The sequence below is a fragment of the Streptomyces xylophagus genome (assembly GCF_000716435.1).
Taxonomy (GTDB): domain Bacteria; phylum Actinomycetota; class Actinomycetes; order Streptomycetales; family Streptomycetaceae; genus Streptomyces; species Streptomyces xylophagus.
Genome location: NZ_JNWO01000017.1, coordinates 23,875 through 47,216, shown reverse-complemented (window position 1 = coordinate 47,216; position 23,342 = coordinate 23,875). Strand labels below are relative to the sequence as shown.

Here is a 23,342-nt window from a genome sequence, read left to right as displayed (position 1 = left end):
GGCCCGCCCCTTCGCGTTCACCGTGCGTCCCCCGTATGCCGTACGGGGCGTAACCAAGTCACTCCATCGGCCGTTCCCGGGCAGAACGCCCGCGCCGACCGACCCATGGATGTCCCTTGCCCAGGTTCAGTGTCATTGTCCCCGCGTACAAGGTCCAGGCGTACCTGCACGAATGCCTGGAATCGGTGCTCTCCCAGTCGTATCCCGATCTGGAGTTGATCGCGGTCGACGACTGCTCGCCGGACGCCTGCGGCGCGATCATCGACGAGTTCGCGGCCCGCGACGCCCGCGTACGCGCCGTCCACCTTCCCGAGAACCAGGGCCTCGGCCGCGCCCGCAACGCCGGTCTGGAGGAAGCGACCGGCGACTATCTGCTCTTCCTCGACAGCGACGACACGCTCACACCCGACGCGCTGCGCTCGATCGCGGACCGCGTCAAGGAGACCGGCGAGCCGGACGTCCTGGTCTTCGACTACGCCCGCACCTTCTGGTCGGGGGAGGCCCAACGCAACAAGGTCGCCGCCCAGTTGACCGAACAAGGCCCGGCCCCCTTCCGGCTGGAGGACCGCCCCGGGCTCCTCCGGGTCATCATGGTCGCCTGGAACAAGGCGTACCGGCGGGAGTTCGTCGAGCGCGAGGGCTTCGCCTTCCCGCCCGGCTACTACGAGGACACCCCGTGGACCTACCCGGTCCTGATGGCGGCGGAGACGATCGCGACCCTCGACCGGGTCTGCGTCCACTACCGCCAGCGCCGCCAGGGCAACATCCTCGGCACGACCAGCCGTAAGCACTTCGACGTCTTCGACCAGTACGACCGGGTCTTCGCGTTCGTCGACGCGCGCCCCGAACTCGCCCAGTGGCGGCCGGTGTTGTTCCGCCGCATGGTCGACCATCTGGCGACGGTGTTCACCAAGCCGGACCGGCTGCCGCGCGGCACCCGCGCCGAGTTCCTGCGCAAGGCCCGTGCCCACTACCGGCGTTACCGCATCCCCGGCAGCACGGTCCCGGTGCGCACCCGGATGCGGCACACGTTCGTGCACTTCGGCGTCCACCGCACGTTCCGGGCCGTGCAGCGGGCGATGAGCTGGCGCCGCAGCGCGGTCAAGCTCACCGCCAAGCTGCTGCGCACCCTCAGGGCGGCCGTCCTCCAGGTGCACTACCGGGTCCAACTCCGGCTCCCGCTACGGAATCGCGCGGTGTTCGCCGCCTACTGGGGGCGCGGCCACAGCTGCAACCCGGGCGCGCTGGAGACCGCGTTCCGCACCCACGCCCCGCACATCCGCACCGCGTGGATCGCCCGTCCCGAGCACCACCACACGATCCCGGCCGCGACGCGCAGGCTGCGCCCGAACACCGCCGCCTACTGGACGGCGCTGGCCCGCTCCAAGTACCTGGTGAACAACGTCAACTTCGACCGCCGGCTGGTCAAGCGCCCCGGCCAGGTGATGATCCAGACCCAACACGGCACCCCGCTCAAGCACATGGGCCTCGACCTCCAGGAACGCCCGGCGGCGGCACGGGACATGGACTTCGGCGAACTCCTCAAGGGCGTCGACAAGTGGGACCACGTCCTGTCCCCCAACCGCCACACCACCCTGACCTGGGAGCGGGTCTACCCCGGCAGCTACACCACGCTCGCCTACGGCTATCCCCGCAACGACGTGTTCCAGCAGGCGACTTCGGCCGACGTGCACCGCCTGCGCGAGTCCCTCGGCATCCCGCAGGACGCCATCGCCCTCCTCTACGCGCCGACCCACCGCGACTACCGCCGCACCCAGCGCGCCCACATCGACCTCGACCGCGTCCTGCGCCGCCTCGGCCCGCGCTTCGTGGTGCTGGCCCGCGCCCACTACTGGCACGAGGGTCCCCTCGCCCCCGCGTCCGGCCGGATCATCGACGTCACCGATCATCCCAGCGTCGAATCGCTGTGCCTGGCCTCGGACGCGCTGGTCACCGACTACTCGTCCCTGATGTTCGACTACGCCAACCTCGACCGCCCGATCGTCATCCACGCCGACGACTGGGAGGCCTACGAGGCGGCCCGCGGGACCTACTTCGACCTGCGCGCCTTCCCGCCGGGCGCGGTCGCGCGCAGCGAGGACGAACTGATCGACATCTTCGCGACCGACCACTGGCGCGGCTCCCGCTCGACCCAGCTGCGCACCGCGTTCCGCGAACGCTTCTGCCCCTACGACGACGGCCGCGCCGCCGAACGGGTCGTACGCCACGTGGTGTTGGGCGAAACCGACCTCCCGCCGGTCGTCCCGCTCGCCGACCGCCACCCGGTCCCGTCCCCCGCCGCGAGCCGCACGCGCTCCCCGCTCGCCACCGTGCCACAGCCCACCACGTCCCAGCCCGTCACCGACCGCCTCTGAACGCCGTTCCCACACCGGGGAGTTCGCATGCCGTCAAGCCCCTCGCGACCCACACCAACCCGCCCGACCACCTGGCGCCCGACCGGACGCCCCGGGGTCTGCCGCGCGCACTGACCCGGAACCTCCCCTCCGGCCCACTGGAGAAAGAACAGAATGCCCCGCTTCAGCATCATCGTCCCGTCCCACGGGGTCGCCGGCCGGCTCTCCCAGGCCCTGGACTCGGTCCTCGCGCAGTCCTACGGCGACTTCGAGCTGATCCCGGTCTGCGACGCCCCCGGCTCCCCGGCCGCCGATGTCGCCGACGATCACGCCGGACGGGACTCCCGGGTGGCCCCGGTGCACTCACCGCCGTCCGCAGGCCTCAGCGGGGCACGCAACACCGGGCTGCGGGCGGCGACCGGCGCCCACGTCCTGTTCCTGGACGGCGACGACACCCTCGCCCCGGGCGCGCTGGCCGCGTTGGACGCCCGGCTGACGGAGACCGGCGACGTCGACGTCCTGTACTTCGAGCACGAGCGGACCCCGTGGTGGGAGGGCGAGCCCACCAACCCGGCCGCCCCGTTGCTGGCGAAGACCCCGGCCGGTGCCTTCTCCCCCGCGCAGGCACCGCAGTTGACGGGCGTACAGCTCCCGGCATGGAGCGCGGCCTACCGCCGCGCCTTCCTCACCGACCACCAACTCACCTTCCCCGAAGGCCCGTTCACGGACCTCGGCTGGGGCGGCCTGGTCACCGTCGCCGCCGAGCGAGTGGCGGTGCTGCGCTCGGTGGTCGTACGGCATCTGCTGCGCCGGCAGGGCAGCCGGCTCAACCTGCCGGGCGAGCACCATCACCAACTCCTCGACCAGGTCGACATGGTGCTGACGCGTGCCGCCGGGAGCGAGCTGTCCGGCGCTCTCTTCGAGCAGCTCTTCGCGGTGGTGCTGAAGACTGCCTCCCGGCCCGAGCGGCTCCCCTCTGGGCACCGCGCCTTCTTCCGCCGGGCGGGCCGGCTGTACCGCACGCACCGGCCCGCTGGCTTCCGTACGCCGGGCGGGAGCCTGGGAGTTCAGCACCGGTTGCTGGCGTCGGGGGCGTACTCGGCGTTCCGGGCGCTGCGCGGCGCCAACCGGTCGGCGTCGGGAGCGGCCGAGCGGGTCCCGCGCCCCCGCATGCTCCGCACCCGCATCCTCTACGCCCGCGCCCTGCGCCGCCGACTCGACCCCAACCTGGCTGTCTACTGCGCCTATTGGGGCCGCGGCTACGCGTGCAGCCCCGCCGCGATCCACGCCAAGGCGAGCCAACTCGCCCCGCAGATCCGCTCGGTGTTCCTGGTCGAGCCGGACGCGGTGGACGCCGTACCGAAGGGCGTCGAGCACGCCGTGATCGGCAGCCGGAAGTACTGGGAGGTGCTGGCCCGCGCCAAGTACCTGGTGAACAACGCCAACTTCGCCGAGGGTGTCGTCAAGCGGCGCGGCAGCGTGCACGTCCAGACGCAGCACGGGACCCCGCTGAAGAAGATGGGCGTCGACCAGTCGACGTACCCGGTCGTGGCCGCCGCGACCGGCAGCTTCGCCAAGTTGCTGGGCCGGGTGGACCGTTGGGACTACAACATCTCCTCCAACCGCCACTCCACCCAGATGTGGGAGCGCGCCTTCCCGGGCTCGTACGAGGCGTTGGAGTACGGCTATCCGCGCAACGACGTCTTCTACACGGCGACCGCCGACGATGTGGCCCGCGTACGGCGGGAGTTGGGCGTCCCGGAGGGCAAGACCGCCGTCCTGTACGCGCCCACCCACCGCGACTATCAGACCGGCTTCGACACCGGGCTCGACCTGGAGGCCTTCTGCGCGGCGGCCGGTGAGGACGTGGTCGTGCTGCTGCGCGCCCACTACTTCTACGACCAGGGCCGGGCGAAGAGCAGCGGCCGGATCATCGACGTGACCGGGCACCGCTCCTCGGAGGACGTGTGCCTGGCCGCCGACGCGCTGGTCACGGACTACTCGTCGATCATGTTCGACTACGCGAACCTCGACCGGCCGATCGTCGTGTACGCCGACGACTGGGAGGTCTACCGGGAGACACGGGGCGTCTACTTCGACCTCATGGAGGCGCCGCCGGGACCGGTCACGCGCACGCCCGAGGAATTGGCGCAGGTGTTCCGCGACGGCTCGTACGCGGGGGCGGAGTCCAAGGCGCTCAGGGATCAATTCCGCGCCCGTTTCTGCGAGTTCGACGACGGGCTGGCCGCCGAGCGGGTCGTACGCCGGGTGTTCCTCGGTGCGCCGCCGGAGGCGATCCCGCCCGTGATCCCGCTCGCGGAGCGCGTACCGGCCCCCGCCGCCACCCTCGTAAGGAGCTGAACCCGAAGTGCCCCGCTTCAGCGTCATCGTCCCCGTCTTCAAGGTGCAGGGCTTTCTGCGCGAGTGCCTCGACTCGGTCCTGGAGCAGTCCTACCGGGACATCGAGGTGATCGCCGTGAACGACTGCTCGCCGGACGGCTGCGGCGCGATCCTCGACGAGTACGCGGCCCGCGACCCGCGCGTACAGGTGCTGCACCTGCCGGAGAACGTCGGCCTCGGCCGCGCCCGCAACGCCGGAATGCCCCTGGCCACCGGCGACTTCCTCTTCTTCCTCGACAGCGACGACACCCTCACCCCGGGCGCCCTGCGCGCGATGGCCGACCGGCTCGACGCGAGCGGCGACCCGGACGTGCTGGTCTTCGACTACGCGCGCACCTACTGGTGGGGCGGCACCCGGCGCAACGTCCTCGCGCACGTCCTGACGGAGGTCGACGACACCTTCACGGTCGCCGAACACCCGGAGATCCTCGACCTGTTGATGGTCGTGTGGAACAAGGTGTACCGCCGAGAGTTCGTGCACAAGAACGCCTTCGAGTTCCCGCCGGGCTACTACGAGGACACGCCCTGGACGTTCCCGGTGCTGCTCAGCGCCGAGCGGATCGCCACCCTCGACCGGATCTGCCTCAACTACCGGCAGCGGCGGCAGGGCAACATCCTGTCCACCACCAGCCGCAAGCACTTCGACATCCACGACCAGTACGAGCGGGTCTTCGCGTTCGTCGACTCCCGCCCGGAGCTGGCGAGTTGGCGCCCCTACCTGCATCGCAAGATGGGCGAGCACTGTCTCGACATCCTCGGCAAACCGGACCGACTGCCCCCGTCCGACAAGGCCGAGTTCTTCCGCCGTACGGCCGAACTGTTCGCCAAGCACAAGCCGGCCGGGGCGTCGGTGGACGCCGAAGTCCGTGCCCTGGAAGGCGGTTACGCGCAGTACCGGGTCCGGCGGCAGGCGGGACGGGCCGCCCGGCAGGTCGAACGACGGGCGCTGCAGGCACGCAAGGCGGCGGCCGGACGCGTCAAGGGCGGCTGGGCCGCGCTGCACGCCCGCCGCTCCCTCGACCCCAACCTCGTTGTGTACTCGGCCTTTTCGCATCGCGGGGTCCTCGGCGACCCGGGCGCCGTGTACTACAAAGCGAAGGAGATCGCCCCGCAGCTCCGGGGCGTGTGGGTCGTGCAGGACGCGGAACAGGCCGCGCTGCTGCCGCCGGACGTCGAGCACGTCCTCCTCAACACCCCGCGCTACCACCAACTCACCGCGCGGGCCACGTACTTCGTGAACAACGTCAACTGGCCCGGCACCCTCACCAAGCGCCCCGGCAGCGTCCACATCCACACCCACCAGGGCACCCCGCTCAAGTACATGGCGGCCGACCTGCTGGACAAGCCCGGCGCCCGCTACGGCGTCGATGTGCCGCAGATGCTGCGCCGCGCCGACCGCTGGGACTACAGCCTGGTCGCCAACCGGCACTCGGAACTGGTGTGGGAGCGGGCGTATCCGTGTCACTTCGCGTCGGTGCGGACGGGCAGCCCGCGCAATGACGTTCTGGTCGGAGCAACACCGGGAGCCGGGGCGGCAGTTCGGGAACGGCTCGGCATCCCCGCCGAGCACACGGTCGTGCTGTACGCGCCGACCCGCCGCGAGTACAGCAGGCGCGGGCACGTCGACCGGCTGGACCTGGCCCGGTTCGCCGAGGATCTCGGCCCGGACCACACCCTCGTCGTACGCCTGCATCCCACCCTCGCCACCGGCCCGGCGCGCGGGCTCGGCCTCGCGGACCTGCACCGGCGAGGTGTCCTCGTCGACGCGACCGACGAACCCTCCGTCGAGGACGTCATGTTGGCGTCCGACGCGCTGGTCACCGACTACTCGGCCCTGATGTTCGACTACGCCAACCTCGACCGGCCGATCGTCGTCCACGCCGACGACCGGGAGGCGTACGCGGCCAGCAGGGGCACCTACTTCGACGTCACCGCCGCGCCTCCGGGCCATGTGTCGGGTTCCTACCGGGAGTTGGCGTGGCTGTTCGCCTCGGGCGCCTGGCGAGACGAGGACGCGCAGCGGCTACGGACCGAATTCCGGTCGCTCTACTGCGAGTTCGACGACGGGCGGGCCGCCGAGAGGGTCGTACGGACGCTGCTGCTGGGCGAGGAGAACTGGCTGCCGGAGCAGGCCTCCGCTGCTCGGGTCCCCTCCCCCGCCGCCGGTCACGACCAGTTGGCGTCCTCATGAGGCCGCGCACCTGGGTGCTGGTGCTGGCCGCCGTGTTCGCGGTGCTCCAACTCGCCAATGTCACCGGCCGGGCCACCCCCGACACCAAGAACTACCTGTCGTACGCGCTGAGTCTGCGCGGCGCGAGCGAGCGCGAGGCCGCGACCGTCGCCATCGACTACAGCTGCGCGAGCCAGGGCGCGACGGCACGGCGCGACCAGAGCGTGAACCCGCTGAACTTCCACGGCAAGGACCCCGCCGCGCGGGTCGCGAAGAAGTGCCGGGACGCGGAGTGGCGAGGGGTGGACGCGCGGCTGCGGGCCGGGCAGACGGACGGGTTCATCACGCCGTTCACCTCGGAGCGGTTCATGCGGATCTTCGAAGTGCGGCCCGGATACCCGGTGTTCCTCGTGCCGTTCGTCACGGCGCTCGGTCCGGTCTGGGGGCTGTGGACGTCGAGTGTCGTCCTCACGGTCGCGGGCGGGATCCTCGTCTTCCTGATCCTGCGCACGCTGTCCGTGTCGGTGCCGCTCGCGCTGACCGGGCAGGCCCTCTACTACGTGCTGCCGTGCGGGACGACCGCGATGCGGCCGATGACCGAGGGGCTGATGACGGCCCTGACGCTGGCGGCGCTGTGGGGTAGCGCGCTGGTGCTGAAGGGGCGCCGTACGCGTGCCGGGCTCGCCCTCGTCGGCGGTTCCCTGCTGCTTCTCTTCACGGTCAAGCACTCGCAGTCCCTGTTCCTCGGGCTGTGCCTGGCCGGCGCGGGCGCGCTGGTCGCCGTAGGACGGTGGCGGCGCGGGCGGGCTCCGGGGCGCGCGTTGGTGACGGTCGCCGCATTGGGCGCAACTGCCGCGCTGGGCACGCTGGTTCTGGCGAGCGCGCTGCACTATCCGTCCCAGACCGACAGCCTTCAGGACCTGCTCACCGATCACTACGCCCGCCCCGACCGCACCCGCCTGTGGCCCGAATTCCTGCACCTGGAGGCGAACTTCTGGCTGGAGTGGACGCGGCAGCAGCTGTGGCAGCCGGTGCTGGCGGCGGCGCTGGGCGCCGGTGTGTGGGGTGCGCTGCGGCGGCCGGCGTTCGGGGTGTTCCTTATCGGGACCGCGTTCACGGGGATTCTCACGCAGGCCGCGCATCCGGACATCAGCGTGTGGGGCGGGCGGCTGATCGTGCTGGTGTGGCTGTTGCCGGTGGTGGGGGTGCCCTTGTTGCTGGAGAGCGTGGTGCGGGGGAAGGCGGTCGTGCCGGTGCCTGTCCAGGCTCAAGGGCAGGGGCTCGGGGAGCAGGCTCACTCGATGGGGTGAAGCGGGACCACGCCGACGACCCCGGCGACGAGGTGATCAGCACTCGTCGCCGGGGTCTTGTGCGTCGTAGGGACTACTCGATGACGAGGTCGACCTCGATGTTGCCGCGGGTGGCGTTGGAGTAGGGGCAGACCTGGTGGGCGGTCTCGACCAGCTTGCGGCCGGTCGCCTCGTCCACGGTGTCGGGGAGTTCGACGCGCAGGGTCACCTTGAGGCCGAAGCCCTCGCCCTGCTTGCCGATGCCCACCTCGGCGGTCACGGCGGCGTCGGTCACGTCGACCTTGGCCTGCCGGCCCACGAGGCCGAGGGCGCTGCCGAAACAGGCGGCGTAACCGGCGGCGAACAGCTGCTCAGGGTTGGTGCCCTGGCCGTTGCCGCCCATCTCGACCGGAATGCCGAGCTGAAGGTCGATCTTGCCGTCGTTGCTGACCGCGCGGCCGTCACGGCCGTGGGTGGCGGTGGCTACGGCGGTGTAGATCGCGTCCATGGAAACCATCCCTCTCGGAAGTCTTTACGGGGGTGGCCGGTCCGGGTGTCCGGACCGCCTCACGACGACCAGTAGAGCACACAATTAAATTGCACACAACTAAATGGCCCGCTCGCGCTATCCTGGAGACATGACCACCACTCCCGCCGCCGCTCCCACCACCGACTGGCTCCGCCTCGACCAGCAGATCTGCTTCTCGCTGAACGCCGCGTCGCGCGCCTTCGGCGGCGTCTACCGCGTGATCCTCAAGGATCTCGGACTCACGTATCCCCAGTACCTGGTGATGCTGGTGCTGTGGGAGCACGGCGAACTGCCCGTCAAGAAGCTGGGCGAACACCTGCGGCTCGACTCCGGCACCCTGTCCCCGCTGCTCAAGCGGCTGGAGACGGCGGGTCTGGTACGGCGCGAGCGCAGCGCCCGCGACGAACGCTCGGTGGAGGTACGGCTCACCGACGAGGGCGTCGCCCTGCGCGAACGCGCCCTTCAGGTACCGCGTCGCATCATGGGCGCGACCGGTTTCGACATCGACGAGATCCGCGCGCTGCGCGAACGCCTCGACGAACTCACGGGCGCGCTGGACTCGGCGACGCTGGAGCAGCAGCCGTAGACACCGGTGCAGCTGCTGACGCCGGCTGCGGGGGCATGCGGCGGATGTAGAGGGCGAGCTTGACGCGCCCGCTGACGAACTCCGTCCGACGCGCGAACTCCCCGTCCACGACGTCGAGTTTGACCCGGTCGGTCGGATCGCCGGGAGCCCAGCGGGACGGCAGCAGATTCGACTGCGCGACGATCCACACCCGGTCCACACCGGCGAGCCGCTCCCGCAACTCCCCCGGCCCCACCTCACGCCCGCTGAGCGTCCCGGACCTCGCCCCCGACTCCACCAGCGCCAGGTCCCGGACCCCGCGGAACGGTCCCGGATACGCCGACGCCGTCACCCGCCAGAACGACGGCAGGAACAGCACGGGGTCGCCGGGCCGCATCTCACGCCCTACGAAGGCGGAGACGGCGGCGAGATTCTCGGGGCGGTGGGCCGCGGAGCGGTCGTTGCGGTAGGCGGGGAGGCCGTGGAGGAAGGGGACGGCTACGGCCAGGACGCCGGCGAGGGTGACGAGGGGGGTGCGGTGAGGTGAGCGGCGCGAGCCGGGAGTCGAGCGGGTGGGCGGTTGCGGGGGACCTGGCGGCCGGCTTGCCGCTCCGGTCGTACGGTCGGCTCCGGGGCGGTGAGCGCTCGTGGTCAGGGCGCCCACCAACTGGGGGTGTCTTTCGACCCCGGCCACCGCTTGGGCGACGGCCACGTGACGACCGCTCGGCACACGGCGGCCACCCTGCCGTAGCCGACCCGCCAGCTCCATGAACCGATCCGCCCCCGCCGCCACCAGCAACGGCGCCCCCGCCAGCGCGTACAGCACATACCGCTCGTGGAACAGCGGCCGGAACTGCGACACCGTCAGCAGGATCGCCGGCGGTACCACCAGCAGCGGCAGCGCGACCGACGTGAGCCGTCCGGCGCCGAGTCCGACCAGGATCAGCAGGACCGAGGTCCAGAAGACCAGCCCGGTCGGGGTGACGGCGAGGAAGCCACGGGCCAGGCGTTCCGTCGTGTCCCGGTCCGGCACCCGCAGCCACGCCACCTGCCCCGACTGCCGCTGGGACACCCAGGCCAGCGGCAGCAGGACACCAGCCGCCACACCCGCCGCGCGGCCCCAGCCGGCCCACACCGCCCTGGGCACCCGCGCCGTCGCCAGCGTGATCGCGTGCGCGCAGAGCACCAGGACCGCGAACTCGTGCAGCAGAAAGGTCACGGCGAGGACGGCGCCGTACGGCCACCACGATCGTCCTTCGAGCGCCCGCACCAGGAGCAGCGTCGCGCCTGCCACGCCCGCCGCGACGAGGGCGTAGGACCGGCCCTCCTGGGCGTAGTGGCCGGTGAGGGGGGTGATCGCGTAGAGCAGGCCGGCCCAGAGGCCGACCCGGGGGCGGGCCAGGCGTACGCCGAGGGCGGCGACCAGGCCGGCCGTCGCCGCCGCGCCGAGGACGGACGGCAGGCGCAGGGTCACCTCACCCGGGTGGACGGCGAGGACGGCGTGCATGAGGAGGTAGTACAGGCCGTGCACCACGTCGACGCCGTGCAGCAGGTGCCAGATCTGCGGCACCGTGCGCCGCCCGACCAGGAACGTGACGCCCTCGTCGCCCCACATGCCGCCGCGGTCGAGCCCCCACAGCCCCAGCGCGAGCATGACGGCCACCGGCACGGCCACGGCCACGATCCCCGCACGCCTCCGTCGCATCGGTCGTGTCCGTCGCCCGTTCTTACCCTCACCTTGGCTGTCCACCTGGCTGATTTTGTACTGTTAGCAAGCTCTTACCGACGATTGACGGTGTATTAGCATTCCTGCGGCATTCACCCGGCTTACGATCCGCTGTGATGAACGCCGTCCGCAGACACCGCCTCCTCGCCCTCACCCTCGCCTGGCTCGCCACCCGCGCCGGGATGCTGCTCCTCCTCGCGTACAACAGCCTCCCCCTGCTCGGCAGGGGCGGGGTCGCGCGCGAAGTGTGGCGCCTGTACCACCACTGGTACGGCGTCCTCTCGCACGGCGCGTTCCCGGCGCACGACCCCCTGTGGCAGTACCCGCCGGGCGCCGGCCCCGTCCTGCTGGCCCCCGCACTGCTGCCGGGCCTGACGTACTTCCAGGCGTTCGTCGCCCTCACCCTCGCCACCGACGCGCTGATCACCGTGACCCTGGCCCGCGCGGGCACCCGCCCCGGACACAGCCTGCGCGGCGCCGCGTACTGGATCTGCGGCCTCCCGCTCCTCCTCCACATCCCACTCGTCCGCTACGACGTGCAGGTCACGGCGTTCGCCGTCATCTCCCTGTTGACGTTGTCGCGCTCCACGCGTGCGTGCGGCGCGTTCGCGGCGCTGGGCGCGCTGGTGAAGGGGTGGCCGGCGCTGGTGCTGCTGGGGATGCCGAGGGGGCGGACGACGCGGTCGGTGTGGTCGTCGGCGGTGGTGACGGGGGTCTTGTCGCTCATGGTCCTCGTAGTTTTGTTCAACAATCCTTTCGCCTTCTTGCGCCAACAGGGCGGCAGGGGCGTGCAGATCGAGTCACTCGGCGGCACGGCCCTCGGCCTGGCGACCCACGCCGGCTGGGCGGGCCAGGTGCACTACCGGTACGGCGCGATGGAGTTCACGGGACCGTACGTCTCCGCCGTCGCCCACGTCTCCCTCGCGCTCACGGCGGTCGCCTTCGGGTTCCTGCTGCTGTGGCGGATCCGGGCCCGCCGCTGGACCGACGCGACGCCGTACGACGCCGCGCTGAGCGCCGTCCTGCTGTTCACGGTGACCAGCCGGGTCATCAGCCCCCAGTACATGATCTGGCTGCTCGGCCTGGCCGCCGTCTGTCTGACTTCGCGGCACACCACCCAGCGCGCGGTGGCCGCGTTGATCGTGGCGGCGACCGCGATCAGCACCGTCGAGTACCCCGCCCTGTACGCCGACGTCATCCACAGCACGTGGACGGGCTGCGCCCTCATGGTCGTACGCAACGGTCTGCTGGCAGCTGCAGCCGTCCTCTCCTTCGTCCGCCTGTGGCGGTCGTCGAGGCCGCTCCCGGCGACGACGCACACGCGCGTGCGGCCCTCCGGCCCCTACGGGGAGTCCCAGCAGTTGACCTCGGCCCACTCCGGCGCCTGATTGACTGAGGCCGGCGCGTGAGGGACGCGCCACCACGGATCGAGTGACATCCAGTGACGGAGGGGACGGCCGCACATGACCTGGCTGATCACCGGCGGCGCCGGCTACATCGGAGCGCACGTCGTGAGGGCGATGACCGAGGCGGGCGAACAGGCGGTCGTCTACGACGACCTGTCCACCGGCATCGCCGACCGCGTGCCCGACGGCGTGCCCCTGGTGGTCGGTTCGACCCTGGACGCGGAACGGGTGGCCCGCACCCTCGCCGACCAGGACGTCACCGGAGTCGTCCACCTGGCGGCGAAGAAGCAGGTCGGCGAGTCGGTGGACCAGCCGTTGCACTACTACCGGGAGAACGTCGAGGGCCTGCGCGTCCTCCTGGAGGCGGTGACCACGGCCGGCGTCCCGTCCTTCGTGTTCTCGTCCTCGGCGGCCGTCTACGGCATGCCGGACGTGGAGCTGGTGACCGAGGAGACGCCCTGCGTGCCCATGTCGCCGTACGGCGAGACGAAGCTCGCCGGTGAGTGGCTGGTCCGCGCGACGGGCCGGGCGACCGGCCTGTCCACGGCCTCCCTGCGCTACTTCAACGTAGCCGGAGCCGGGGCCCCCGAACTCGCCGACGTAGGCGTCTTCAACCTCGTCCCCATGGTCTTCGAGAAGCTCACCGAGGGCGCGCCCCCGCGCATCTTCGGCGACGACTACGCCACCCCCGACGGCACCTGCGTCCGCGACTACATCCACGTCGTGGACCTCGCAGAGGCCCACGTCGCCGCGGCCCGCGCCCTCCAGTCCTCCCGCGGCCGCGCCCTCACCCTCAACATCGGCCGCGGGGAAGGCATTTCGGTCCGCGAGATGATCGACCTCATCAACGCGACCACCGGCTACGACCGCCCCCCGACCATCCACCCCCGCCGCCCCGGCGACCCGGCCCGCGTCGTCGCCTCCGCCGACCGCATCACCACCGAACTGGGCTGGAAGGCCAAACACGACGTCCAGGACATGATCACGTCGGCGTGGGAGGGGTGGGTGCGGCTGCATCCGGGGGCGGCACGCGCTTGATGGGCGGTGTCTCCAGAGCGGAGCGCGCCAGGGGTGCCGTCCTCGGCTCCGCCGTCGGTGACGCACTCGGCGCGCCCTTCGAGTTCGGGCCCGAAGGCGCCTTCTCCGCCCGGTTTCCGGCGCCCGGTCACGGCGGCGAGATGTGCGGGGGCGGCGGCTGGGACCCGGGCGAGGCCACCGACGACACGCAGATGGCCGTACTCGTCGCGGAGTCGCTGCTGGAGTGCGGCGGGCTCCAACTCCCCGACATGTTCCGGCGGTTCCGGCGCTGGGCAGCCGCCGAACCCAAGGACATCGGCCTGCAGACCGAGGCCGTACTGAGCAGCGACGCCCCCTGGGACCTGGCCGCCGCGCTCCACTTCCAGACCAGCCAACGGGGCGCGGGGAACGGTTCGTTGATGCGCGCCGCCCCCTCGGCCGTGTACTTCTCCCGCGCGGGCCGCGAGGCCACGATGGACGCCGCCCGCCGCATCGCCGCGCTCACCCACGGAGACCGCGCGGCCTGGGAAGGCACCGCCGTCTTCCACGAGTTGGTGCGCGTCGCACTGGACGGCGGCGACCCGCTCGACGCCGTCGAGGAGACACTCCGGTCCGTCCACCCCGACCACCGGGAACGCTACGGCGTCGTCCTCTCCCCCGACTGGCACCCCGACCGCGCAACGGAGTTCAACGGCGCCGTCTGGCCCTGCCTCGGCTCCGCCGTCTGGGCCCTACGGACGACCTCCTCCTACGAGGACGCCGTACGCGCTGCCATCGACCTCGGCGGCGACACGGACACCGTCGCCGCCGTGACGGGCGGGCTCGCGGGGGCGGTGTACGGGTGCGCAGCGATCCCCGAGCGCTGGACCAAGGCCCTGCATGTACCGCTACCGGGGTTCGGTGGGCGGGTGCTGCGGGCGGGTGAACTCGGGGAGCTGGGGCGGGGGTTGGACCGACGGGACGACTGACTCGCCGAGTCGGGCGAGACTTACAGCGCCTTGAGCCCCTCCGTCGTCGCCCGGGCCAGCGCCCCCAGGTACCCCTTCGGCAGCTTCGGGCTGCGGATCACCACGGCACGCCAGTACAGGGGGCCGGAGATCAGGTCCAGGGCCAGGTCCTCGTCCATGCCGGGGCGGATCTCACCACGCCGTTCGGCCGCCGCCAGGATCTTGCTGGCCACACCCTCCTGGCCCTCGCGCAACGCCTTCTGCATGGCGTCGGCGATCTCGGGATTCCGGGCCGCCTCGGCCTGGAGGTCCGGGATGATCTGCGAGGCCACGGGATGACGCAGGGCCCGTGACGTCACCTCGTACAGCATCCGCAGGTCACCCTCCAGCGAACCGGTGTCCGGCGTCGGCAGCCCCAACATCGCGATCGCCGACACCACGTCGAGCACCAGGTGCAGTTTCGAACGCCAGCGGCGATACACCGCCGTCTTGCCCACTCCCGCCCGACGCGCGATCCCCTCGATCGACATCCGGGCATACCCGACCGCCGCCAGCTCCTCGAAGACCGCCGCCCGAATGGCTTCCGTCACATCCTCACGGAGTACGGCCGCCCCTGCCGGGGTGCGGCGGCGCTGACGTGTCTGGGGCTCGTCGGCGTTCGTCGTCATAGACCAAGCATAGGGGCGTTGCGACGAAACGGTTGCGTTCCGACGCGGGGTGTCGCGTCGCGACGAAACGGTTTCGTCGTGACGCGGGTGGTGCGGGTGCTTCCGCTGCGCGCGCGGGCGGGCCGGCGCGCGGCGTGTCGGGCGGTCACGTCGGGACGCAACCGGCCCGTCGCCGCAACGAAACCGACCCGTCCCCGCGACGCAACCGGTCCGTCCCGACGACGAACCCGCACCGACGCGGCGCCCCCACCAGCAACCCACCCAGAGCGTATCGACGCAACAGGCCCGTCCCGGCCCAAACCTAACGGCCCCATCACATCCGTCACGACGAAACGGTTGCGTTCCGACGCCGAATCGGCCTACGCTCACGTTGCGACGATACGGTCCCGTCCCGACGTAAGAGAACGTAAAGAGAAGCGTAAGGAAACGCCGGGCAACGGCACACGGCAGCCGGACGCACGCACCCCCTCCCCCCGAGCGAAAGCAGCGGATGTGAGCCAGGTCCTCCACACACCGCCCCCTTCGCCGGCTCCGGCCGACGAAGACGACCTCGCGGCACTCGCCGCCCGCCACGGCCTCACCGTCAGTGGCGCCCGCCCCTCCCTGCGCGAGTACGTCCGCCAGTTGTGGGAGCGCCGCCACTTCATCACCGCCTTCGCCACCGCCAAGCTGACCGCGCAGTACAGCCAGGCGAAGCTGGGTCAGATCTGGCAGGTGATGACGCCGCTGTTGAACGCGGCGGTGTACTACTTCATCTTCGGCATCCTGCTGGGCACGAAGCGCGGCGTCCCGGACTACATCCCGTTCCTGGTGACGGGCGTGTTCATCTGGACGTTCACGCAGAGCTCGATCATGGCGGGCACCCGGGCGATCTCGGGCAACCTCGGCCTGGTCCGCGCCCTGCACTTCCCGCGGGCCGCGCTGCCGATCTCGTTCGCGCTGCAGCAGCTCCAGCAGCTGCTGTTCTCGATGGCCGCCCTCGTCGTGATCCTGCTCTGCTTCGGTGTGCCGATCAGCTTCTCCTGGCTGATGGCGGTCCCGGTGCTGATCCTGCAGTTCACGTTCAACGCGGGCGTCTCGATGATCATGGCCCGGATGGGCGCGAAGACGCCGGACATCGCGCAGCTGATGCCGTTCGTGCTGCGCACCTGGATGTATGTCTCCGGCGTCATGTGGAGCATCGACAAGCTGACCAGCAAGGACCACCTGCCGCACCTCGTGACGCTCGCCCTGGAGACCAACCCGGCGGCCGTCTACATCGACCTGATGCGCTACTCGCTGATCGACAGCTTCCACTCCAGCCAGCTCCCCCCGCACGTGTGGCCGGCCGCACTGGGCTGGGCGCTGCTCGCCGGAGTCGGCGGCTTCATCTACTTCTGGAAGGCTGAGGAGACGTACGGCCGTGGCTGAGCAGACCATCGAGTACCACACCGAGCGGACCCCCGTGGCCGCGGACAGCACGATCCCCACCGTCGTCTGCGACGGCGTCGACATCGTCTACCGGGTCAACGGAACCGGCGCCGGACGCGGCTCTGCGACCGCCGCCCTCAACCGCATGCTGCGCCGCGAGAAGGCCGAGAAGGCTGCGGGCGTCCGCAAGGTGCACGCGGTCAAGAAGGTGTCCTTCGTCGCCTACAAGGGCGAGGCGATCGGGCTCATCGGCACCAACGGTTCCGGCAAGTCCACCCTGCTCAAGGCGGTCGCGGGCCTGCTCCCGGTCGAGAACGGCCGTATCTACACCCACGGCCAGCCCTCCCTCCTCGGCGTCAATGCGGCCCTGATGGGCGACCTGACCGGCGAGCGCAACGTCTACCTCGGCGGCCTGGCCATGGGCATGTCCCGCGAGCAGGTCAAGGAGCGCTACCAGGGCATCGTCGACTTCTCCGGGATCAACGAGAAGGGCGACTTCATCACCCTCCCGATGCGGACGTACTCCTCCGGCATGGGCGCCCGGCTGCGGTTCTCCATCGCCGCCGCCAAGGACCACGACGTCCTGCTGATCGACGAGGCGCTGGCGACGGGCGACCGGTCGTTCCAGCGGCGTTCGGAGGAGCGGATCCGCGAGCTGCGACAGCACGCGGGCACGGTCTTCCTGGTCAGCCACAACAACAAGTCGATCCGCGACACCTGCGACCGCGTGCTGTGGCTGGAACGCGGCGAGCTGCGGATGGACGGCCCGACCGAGGAGGTCCTGGAGGCCTACGAGGCCTTCACGGGCGGCGCCGACAAGCCCAAGGCCCCCGCCCCCACCCCGGCGGGCCAGGTCGCCTAGAGGACTCCCGGGCCGTCTAGAGGTCCTCGTCCTGGAACACCCAGGTGCGGTAGACCAGGAAGCGGAACGCGGACGCGAGCACGATCGACAGGGCCTTCACGACGTTCACCTCGAGTGGACCGTGGAGGCCCAGGCCGTGGTAGCCGACGTAGAAGAGGCCGCTTTCCATGAGTACGCCGATGCCGCTGAAGACGAAGAACAGCGCGATACGGCGGGCGCCGGGGGCGTCGCGGTCGCGGTAGGTGTAGTAGCGGAAGCCGAGGTAGTTGGCGCCCATCGCGACGCAGCTGGCCAGGACGGTCGCGAGCATCGCGGGCCAGTGCAGGCCGTGCAGCAGGGCGTTGAAGACCGCGAAGTTGACCAGGACGCCGCTGCCGCCGACGATCCCGAATTTCACGACTTCCAGGACGACCTTGCGCACCGGTCGGACGGGTACGGTCACGCGTTCCTCGGTGATGTTCAGAGTCACGTCACCAGGCTTAGCGCGGCCAAGTAAGCCCTCCCCTCGAATATCACTAAGGCACTCCGTGAAAAGGGCGCCCCGAGCCATTGCGGCTCGGGGCGCCCTCGTCGTCGTAGGCACTGGGCACTACGAATGGACAGTCGTAGGAACTACGAATGCGTCCGCAGCAGTGTTCGCATCGTGCGCATCGCCACCGACAGGTTGGCGAGGTCGAACATCTCCGAGCCCTGGATCTCGTCGAGGGTGGTGCGGGCGCGGCCGAGGATCGCGGTGTTCTTCTGCTCCCACGCGGTGAAGCGCTGTTCGGGAGTCGAGGTGCCGTTGCCGGCCGTGAGGATGTCCGCGGTGAGGGCCGCGTGGGCCGCGTACAGGTCCTCGCGGATGGAGGCGCGGGCCATGGACTGCCAGCGGTCCGCGCGGGGCAACTCGATGATGCGGTCCATGAGTTGGGTGATGTGGAGGCGGTCGGCGAGGTCGTAGTAGACCTCGGCCACGTCCATCGGGTCCTTGCCCGTGCGGTCGGCCACCGAGACGATGTCGAGCGCGGGGAAGGCGGAGGAGAAACCGGCGACGCGGGTGGCGAGTTCGGCGGGGACGCCGGCGCCGGTCAGCTCGTCGTAGATCTGCTGGTACCACTCCAGGTCCGCGCCGCGCAGCAGCTTGGGCAGCTGGGACCAGACCTGCTCGACGCGCTCGCCGAAGAACTCGACGGTCTCGGCGAGCTGGAGCGGCTGCGGCCGGTTGTTGAGCAGCCAGCGGGTGCCGCGCTCGCACAGGCGGCGCGAGTGCAGGCGGATGCGGGTCTGGACGGGCGCCTCGACGGTGTTGTCGAGGGCCTCGACGCCGTCCCACACCTCGGCCGCGTCGAAGATCGCGCGGGCCGCGGTCTGCGCCCGGACGATCTCCTCCAGGGAGGCCCCGGTCTCCTCGCGCAGGCGGTGCAGAAAGCTCGTACCGCCCGTGTTGACCGTGTCGTTGACGAGGACCGTGGTGACGATCTCGCGGTGCAGCGCGTGGGTGTCGATCTGCTCGGCGAACTTCTCGCGCAGCGCGGTCGGGAAGTAGGCGTGCAGCAGGGTGCGCAGGTAGGGGTCGTCGGGCAGCGTGGTGTGCAGCAGCTCGTCGGCGACCGTGATCTTCGTGTACGCCAGCAGGACGGCCGTCTCAGGACTGGTCAACCCCTGCCCCTGGGCGAGGCGTTCACGGATCTGGCGGTCGGTGGGCAGGAACTCCAAGGCCCGGTCGAGGTGGCCCTCGCGGACCAGGGTGCGCATGAAGCGCTGCTGGGCGTGGAGCATGTCCTTGGACTGGGCGAGCGCGTTGGCGATCGCGGTGTTCTGCGCGTAGTTGTTGCGCAGGACGAGCGCGCCGACCTCGTCGGTCATCTCGGCGAGGATCTTGTTGCGCTGCTTGACGGTCATGTCGCCGTCGGTGACCAGGCCGTTGAGCAGGATCTTGATGTTCACCTCGTGGTCGGAGGTGTCCACGCCCGCGCTGTTGTCGATCGCGTCCGTGTTGATCTTGCCGCCCTGCTGGGCGAACTCGATCCGGCCGAGCTGGGTCAGGCCCAGGTTGCCGCCCTCGCCGACGACCTTGACGCGCAGGTCGGCGCCGTCGACGCGGATCGCGTCGTTGGCCTTGTCGCCGACGTCCGCGTGGGACTCGGTGCTCGCCTTGACGTACGTCCCGATGCCGCCGTTCCACAACAGGTCGACCTGCGACTTCAGGATCGCCTTCATGAGGTCGGCCGGCGTCATCTTGGCGACCTTGTCCTCGATGCCGAGGGCCGCGCGGACGTGTGCGTTGACCGGGATCGCCTTCGCGGTGCGCGGGAAGACGCCACCGCCGGCCGACAACAGGTCGGTGTTGTAGTCCGCCCAACTGGAGCGCGGCAGCTCGAACATGCGGCGCCGCTCGGCGTACGAGACGGCCGCGTCCGGGGTCGGGTCGAGGAAGATGTGCCGGTGGTCGAAGGCGGCGACCAGGCGGATGTGCTCGCTGAGCAGCATGCCGTTGCCGAACACGTCACCGGACATGTCACCGACGCCGACGACCGTGAAGTCCTCGGTCTGCGTGTCGACGCCCAGCTCCCGGAAGTGCCGCTTCACGGACTCCCAGGCACCGCGCGCGGTGATGCCCATCTTCTTGTGGTCGTAACCGGCGCTGCCGCCGGAGGCGAAGGCGTCGCCGAGCCAGAAGTTGTAGCTCTCGGCGACCCCGTTGGCGATGTCCGAGAAGGTCGCGGTGCCCTTGTCGGCGGCGACCACCAGGTAGGTGTCGTCCTCGTCGTGCCGGACGACGTCCGCCGGGGGGACGACCTCGCCGGCCACCAGGTTGTCGGTGATGTCGAGCAGGGCCGAGATGAACATCTTGTAGCTGGCGATGCCCTCGGCCAGCCACGCGTCCCGGTCCACGCTCGGGTCGGGCAGCTGCTTGGCAACGAAGCCGCCCTTGGCGCCGACCGGCACGATGACGGTGTTCTTCACCATCTGCGCCTTGACCAGGCCGAGGATCTCCGTACGGAAGTCCTCCCGCCGGTCCGACCAGCGCAGACCACCGCGCGCGACCTTGCCGAAGCGCAGGTGCACGCCCTCGACACGCGGCGAGTACACCCAGATCTCGTACGCCGGTCGCGGCGCCGGCAGGTCCGGGATGGCCTGCGGGTCGAACTTCATCGACACGTACGCGTGCGGGTGGCCGCCGAGCGCTTCCTGGAAGAAGTTGGTGCGCAGGGTCGCCTTGATGACGGTCAGGAAGGACCGCAGGATGCGGTCCTCGTCGAGGCTCGCCACCTGGTCGAGTGCCGCGTCGACCTCTTCGAGGAGGGCGTCCACGATCTCGCGTCCGGCGCGCTGCCGGTCCGGCGACATCCGCGCCTCGAACAGGGAGACGAGCAGCCGGGTGGTGTGGACGTTGTTGCGGAGGGTGTCCTCCATGTAGTCCTGGCTGAAGGTCGAACCGGCCTGCCGCAGGTACTTGGCGTACGCCCGCAGCACCATCGCCTGCCGCCAGTCGATCCCGGCGCTCAGCACCAGCGCGTTGAACCCGTCGTTCTCCGCCTGCCCGGTCCAGGTCGCGGCGAACGCCTCCTGGAACCGCTCGCGTCCGTCCTCGCCGAGGTAATCCCCGTTGCCGTTCTGCGACTTGGGCATCCGCAGCCCGAAGTCGTAGATCCACGCCGTCGTACGGTTCGAGCAGCGCAGTTCGTACGGCCGCTCGTCGACGACCTCGACGCCGAGGCGGCTGAGGACCGGGAGCACCGCGGACAGGGAGACCGAGGCGCCCTTGCGGTAGATCTTGAAGCGGCGCTCGTCGGGGGCGGCGCCCACCGGCTCGTAGAGGCTGAGCGCGAAGGCCTGCTCCTCGGTGAGCTGTTCCAGGTGGACCAGGTCGGCGACAGCGGCGCGCGGGGAGTGGTCCGCCTTGTAGCCCTCGGGGAAGGCGTTGCCGTAGCTGCGCAGGAGTTCGGCGGCGCGCTCCTCGCCGCACTCGGCGTTCAGCGCCTCGCCGAAGCCGTCGGCCCAGGAGCGGGCGGCCTCCACCAGGCGGGCCTCGATGCGGTCCTTGTCTGCGTCGGACAGCTCGGGCAGTTCGGTGCCCTGCGGGACGCGGACCACGAAGTGCAACCGGGAGAGGATCGACTCGGTGTTCCAGGCCGTGAAGTCGACGCTGGTACCGTCGAGCTCTTCTTTAAGGATGTCGATGATCCGCAGGCGCACACCAGTGGTGTAGCGGTCGCGCGGGAGATAGACGAGGGCCGAGTAGTAACGGCCGTACTCGTCCTGGCGGAGGTACAGGCGCAGGCGTCGGCGTTCCTGGAGGTAGAGCACCGAGGTGACGATCGAGCGGAGTTCGTCGACCGGGGTCTGGAACAGCTCGTCGCGCGGGTACGTCTCCAGGATCTGCAGCAGGTCGCGCCCGTCATGGCTGTTGGGCGAGAAGCCTGCGCCCTCCAGCACCTCGTCGACCGTGCGCCGGATCACCGGAACCCGGCGGACGGACTCGGTGTAGGCGGCGGAGGAGAACAGGCCCAGGAAGCGGCGCTCGCCGACGACCTCGCCGTTCTCGTCGAACTTCTTCACGCCCACGTAGTCGAGATACGACGGACGGTGCACCGTGGAACGGCTGTTGGCCTTCGTCAGGACGAGGAGCTTGTGCTCGCGGGCCTTGGCGCGGGCGTCGGCCGGGAGCCGCTCGAAGGAGGGGCTCACCGGGTGGTGGTCCTCGCCGGCGTGCTGCGGGTCGGAGCGCAGGATGCCGAGGCCGGTACCGGGGACCGCGGCGAGGGAGTCGTCCTCGCGGAGCTGATACTCGCGGTAGCCGAGGAAGGTGAAGTGGTCGGCGGCCAGCCAGCGCAGCAGCTCGCGGGCCTCCCCGACCTCGCTGGAGGGCAGGTCGGAGGCGGTCGGCTCGGCGGGCAGCTCGTCGGCCATCCGCAGGGCCAGGTCCCGCATCTTCTCCCAGTCCTCGACGGCCTCGCGGACGTCGGACAGGACGCGCAGCAGGTCGGCGGTGATCTGCTTCAGATCGGCGCGGTCGGTCTCGCGGTCGATCTGGACGTGGATCCAGGACTCGGTGTGCGCGTCGTGCGGCAGATCGCCGGCGGGCGGGGTGGTGAGCACCTCGATGAGCTTGCCGGTGAGGTCGCGGCGGACGACGACCTGCGGGTGAATCACGACGTGGATGCCGCGGCCCTGGCGGGTCAGTTCGTTGGTCACGGAGTCGACGAGGAAGGGCATGTCGTCGGTGACGACCTCGACGACGGTGTGGCTGCACGTCCAGCCGTTCTCCTCGACCGTCGGGGTGTGCACCCGTACGTTGGCCGTGCCCTGGGGTCGGGTCTCGGCCAGCCGGTAGTGGGAGTAGGCGGCGCCGAAGACGTCGACCGGGTCGCGGTCGGCGAGGTCCTCCGGGGCGGTGTGCAGGTAGTAGCGCTGGAGGAACGCGAGCACGGTGTCCCGGTCCGGGGTGCCCTCGTCCGTCGTCCCGGTCGGTAGGTGCCCCCCGACCGGACTGTTCTCAGCTACCCGAGCAGCCCTCTCGAGCAACTCGGCCTTTGCTTCGTCCAGCTTGGTCTGCATTGTCCTCTGGCTCCTGTCGCGCGCCGTTGCGTGACGTAGAAGGAAGTACGGTGTCTTCCCCTGCGGCTCGACGCCACGGCCCGGGGTGTCCGGTCTGCTTCGACGCTATGCCGCAAGGTGAGATGAGCGGTGGGTTATCAGCCATTTTCGGCACGCCCGAAGGGTGTGACGCTGATCTCTGTCGCGTCGGTACCCGGGGTGTGCACGGCGTCCTGGGAGCCCTTGGAGCTCCGTCCCGCCCGCGAGGGCCTGTCGAACAGACCCTGGGACCAGCGACCGCCGCCCGGTCACGGATGTCGTCCGTGGTCGCCGGGCGCAGAGCAGGGGCGACGATGCCCCCGCGAAATATCGCGCTGATCACGCCACAAGGCTATCGCTCCTCACCGGGGGCTCGTCATGAGCCGGTTGTGTACAAAACCGAGGGTGGAACTTTGACGTTATGCACAGGGGCGCAG

Annotated in this window: 15 protein-coding genes; 10 read left to right on the top strand and 5 right to left on the bottom strand. The window is 70.5% G+C overall.

Annotated features, from left to right (window positions below; genetic code table 11):
• Positions 1 to 116: 116 nt before the first annotated feature.
• The 4 genes from OO70_RS32790 to OO70_RS32775 all read left to right on the top strand — a co-directional run bounded on the left by OO70_RS32790 (position 117) and on the right by OO70_RS32775 (position 8,234).
• Positions 117 to 2,375, top strand: coding sequence for a bifunctional glycosyltransferase/CDP-glycerol:glycerophosphate glycerophosphotransferase (locus OO70_RS32790; protein WP_043679278.1), 2,259 nt, complete (start codon positions 117 to 119; stop codon positions 2,373 to 2,375).
• 153 nt (positions 2,376 to 2,528) lie between these two features.
• Complete coding sequence (locus tag OO70_RS32785; RefSeq protein ID WP_043679275.1) at positions 2,529 to 4,715, top strand: bifunctional glycosyltransferase/CDP-glycerol:glycerophosphate glycerophosphotransferase; 2,187 nt, start codon at positions 2,529 to 2,531, stop codon at positions 4,713 to 4,715.
• A gap of 7 nt (positions 4,716 to 4,722) precedes the next feature.
• Positions 4,723 to 6,945 carry a bifunctional glycosyltransferase/CDP-glycerol:glycerophosphate glycerophosphotransferase gene (locus OO70_RS32780; RefSeq protein ID WP_043679272.1) on the top strand — a complete coding sequence of 741 codons (2,223 nt, stop codon included), beginning with the start codon at positions 4,723 to 4,725 and terminating at the stop codon, positions 6,943 to 6,945.
• Entirely contained in the window at positions 6,942 to 8,234 is a 1,293-nt protein-coding gene (locus OO70_RS32775; protein ID WP_051741853.1) for a hypothetical protein, read from the top strand. Before OO70_RS32780 ends, OO70_RS32775 begins: the two co-directional genes overlap by 4 nt.
• A 73-nt stretch (positions 8,235 to 8,307) precedes the next feature.
• Here OO70_RS32775 and OO70_RS32770 read toward each other — a convergent pair whose 3' ends face one another.
• Positions 8,308 to 8,721 carry an organic hydroperoxide resistance protein gene (locus OO70_RS32770; protein WP_019056748.1) on the bottom strand — a complete coding sequence of 138 codons (414 nt, stop codon included), beginning with the start codon at positions 8,719 to 8,721 and terminating at the stop codon, positions 8,308 to 8,310.
• Positions 8,722 to 8,851: 130 nt separating this feature from the next.
• Here OO70_RS32770 and OO70_RS32765 point away from each other — a divergent pair, with 130 nt between their 5' ends.
• The gene (locus OO70_RS32765) at positions 8,852 to 9,328 is read left to right on the top strand and encodes a MarR family winged helix-turn-helix transcriptional regulator (RefSeq protein WP_043679269.1); all 477 of its coding nucleotides are present in this window, start codon (positions 8,852 to 8,854) and stop codon (positions 9,326 to 9,328) included.
• Here OO70_RS32765 and OO70_RS32760 read toward each other — a convergent pair.
• Complete coding sequence (locus tag OO70_RS32760) at positions 9,285 to 11,012, bottom strand: glycosyltransferase family 39 protein (RefSeq protein WP_051741852.1); 1,728 nt, start codon at positions 11,010 to 11,012, stop codon at positions 9,285 to 9,287. The genes OO70_RS32765 and OO70_RS32760 overlap by 44 nt on opposite strands.
• Before the next feature lie 137 nt (positions 11,013 to 11,149).
• On the opposite strand from OO70_RS32760, the gene OO70_RS32755 reads away from it, so the two are divergent.
• From OO70_RS32755 to OO70_RS32745, 3 genes are all read left to right on the top strand, one after another.
• Complete coding sequence (locus OO70_RS32755; protein WP_106971805.1) at positions 11,150 to 12,421, top strand: glycosyltransferase 87 family protein; 1,272 nt, start codon at positions 11,150 to 11,152, stop codon at positions 12,419 to 12,421.
• 75 nt (positions 12,422 to 12,496) lie between these two features.
• A complete protein-coding gene (galE, locus tag OO70_RS32750) occupies positions 12,497 to 13,477 on the top strand; it encodes a UDP-glucose 4-epimerase GalE (protein WP_043679264.1) in 981 nt (326 codons plus the stop codon).
• A complete protein-coding gene (locus OO70_RS32745) occupies positions 13,477 to 14,424 on the top strand; it encodes an ADP-ribosylglycohydrolase family protein (RefSeq protein WP_043679261.1) in 948 nt (315 codons plus the stop codon). The genes galE and OO70_RS32745 overlap by 1 nt, the downstream gene beginning before the upstream one ends.
• Positions 14,425 to 14,444: 20 nt before the next feature.
• Here the strand turns inward: OO70_RS32745 and OO70_RS32740 are convergent, their stop codons facing one another.
• Positions 14,445 to 15,071 carry a TetR/AcrR family transcriptional regulator gene (locus OO70_RS32740; RefSeq protein ID WP_043679258.1) on the bottom strand — a complete coding sequence of 209 codons (627 nt, stop codon included), beginning with the start codon at positions 15,069 to 15,071 and terminating at the stop codon, positions 14,445 to 14,447.
• Between the two features lie 492 nt (positions 15,072 to 15,563).
• On the opposite strand from OO70_RS32740, the gene OO70_RS32735 reads away from it, so the two are divergent.
• Both OO70_RS32735 and OO70_RS32730 read left to right on the top strand, forming a co-directional pair.
• Positions 15,564 to 16,481, top strand: a complete 918-nt coding sequence (locus OO70_RS32735) for an ABC transporter permease (protein ID WP_043679255.1) — start codon at positions 15,564 to 15,566, stop codon at positions 16,479 to 16,481.
• Positions 16,474 to 17,343, top strand: a complete 870-nt coding sequence (locus tag OO70_RS32730) for an ABC transporter ATP-binding protein (RefSeq protein WP_078651652.1) — start codon at positions 16,474 to 16,476, stop codon at positions 17,341 to 17,343. Before OO70_RS32735 ends, OO70_RS32730 begins: the two co-directional genes overlap by 8 nt.
• A 16-nt stretch (positions 17,344 to 17,359) precedes the next feature.
• Here OO70_RS32730 and OO70_RS32725 read toward each other — a convergent pair whose 3' ends face one another.
• Together OO70_RS32725 and OO70_RS32720 are read right to left on the bottom strand one after the other, a co-directional pair.
• Entirely contained in the window at positions 17,360 to 17,812 is a 453-nt protein-coding gene (locus OO70_RS32725) for a GtrA family protein (protein WP_043679253.1), read from the bottom strand.
• A 143-nt stretch (positions 17,813 to 17,955) separates the two neighbouring features.
• Complete coding sequence (locus tag OO70_RS32720) at positions 17,956 to 22,887, bottom strand: NAD-glutamate dehydrogenase (protein WP_043679250.1); 4,932 nt, start codon at positions 22,885 to 22,887, stop codon at positions 17,956 to 17,958.
• Between the last annotated feature and the right edge of the window lie 455 nt (positions 22,888 to 23,342).

What these genes read in the sequence shown, in the direction of transcription:
- OO70_RS32785 (WP_043679275.1), top strand. Translation starts at nt 2,529, where the DNA reads ATGCCCCGCTTCAGCATCATCGTCCCGTCCCACGGGGTCGCCGGCCGG.
- galE (WP_043679264.1), top strand. Translation starts at nt 12,497, where the DNA reads ATGACCTGGCTGATCACCGGCGGCGCCGGCTACATCGGAGCGCACGTC.
- OO70_RS32740 (WP_043679258.1), bottom strand. Translation starts at nt 15,071, where the DNA reads ATGACGACGAACGCCGACGAGCCCCAGACACGTCAGCGCCGCCGCACC.
- OO70_RS32775 (WP_051741853.1), top strand. Translation starts at nt 6,942, where the DNA reads ATGAGGCCGCGCACCTGGGTGCTGGTGCTGGCCGCCGTGTTCGCGGTG.
- OO70_RS32745 (WP_043679261.1), top strand. Translation starts at nt 13,477, where the DNA reads ATGGGCGGTGTCTCCAGAGCGGAGCGCGCCAGGGGTGCCGTCCTCGGC.
- OO70_RS32720 (WP_043679250.1), bottom strand. Translation starts at nt 22,887, where the DNA reads ATGCAGACCAAGCTGGACGAAGCAAAGGCCGAGTTGCTCGAGAGGGCT.
- OO70_RS32770 (WP_019056748.1), bottom strand. Translation starts at nt 8,721, where the DNA reads ATGGACGCGATCTACACCGCCGTAGCCACCGCCACCCACGGCCGTGAC.
- OO70_RS32760 (WP_051741852.1), bottom strand. Translation starts at nt 11,012, where the DNA reads ATGCGACGGAGGCGTGCGGGGATCGTGGCCGTGGCCGTGCCGGTGGCC.
- OO70_RS32765 (WP_043679269.1), top strand. Translation starts at nt 8,852, where the DNA reads ATGACCACCACTCCCGCCGCCGCTCCCACCACCGACTGGCTCCGCCTC.
- OO70_RS32755 (WP_106971805.1), top strand. Translation starts at nt 11,150, where the DNA reads ATGAACGCCGTCCGCAGACACCGCCTCCTCGCCCTCACCCTCGCCTGG.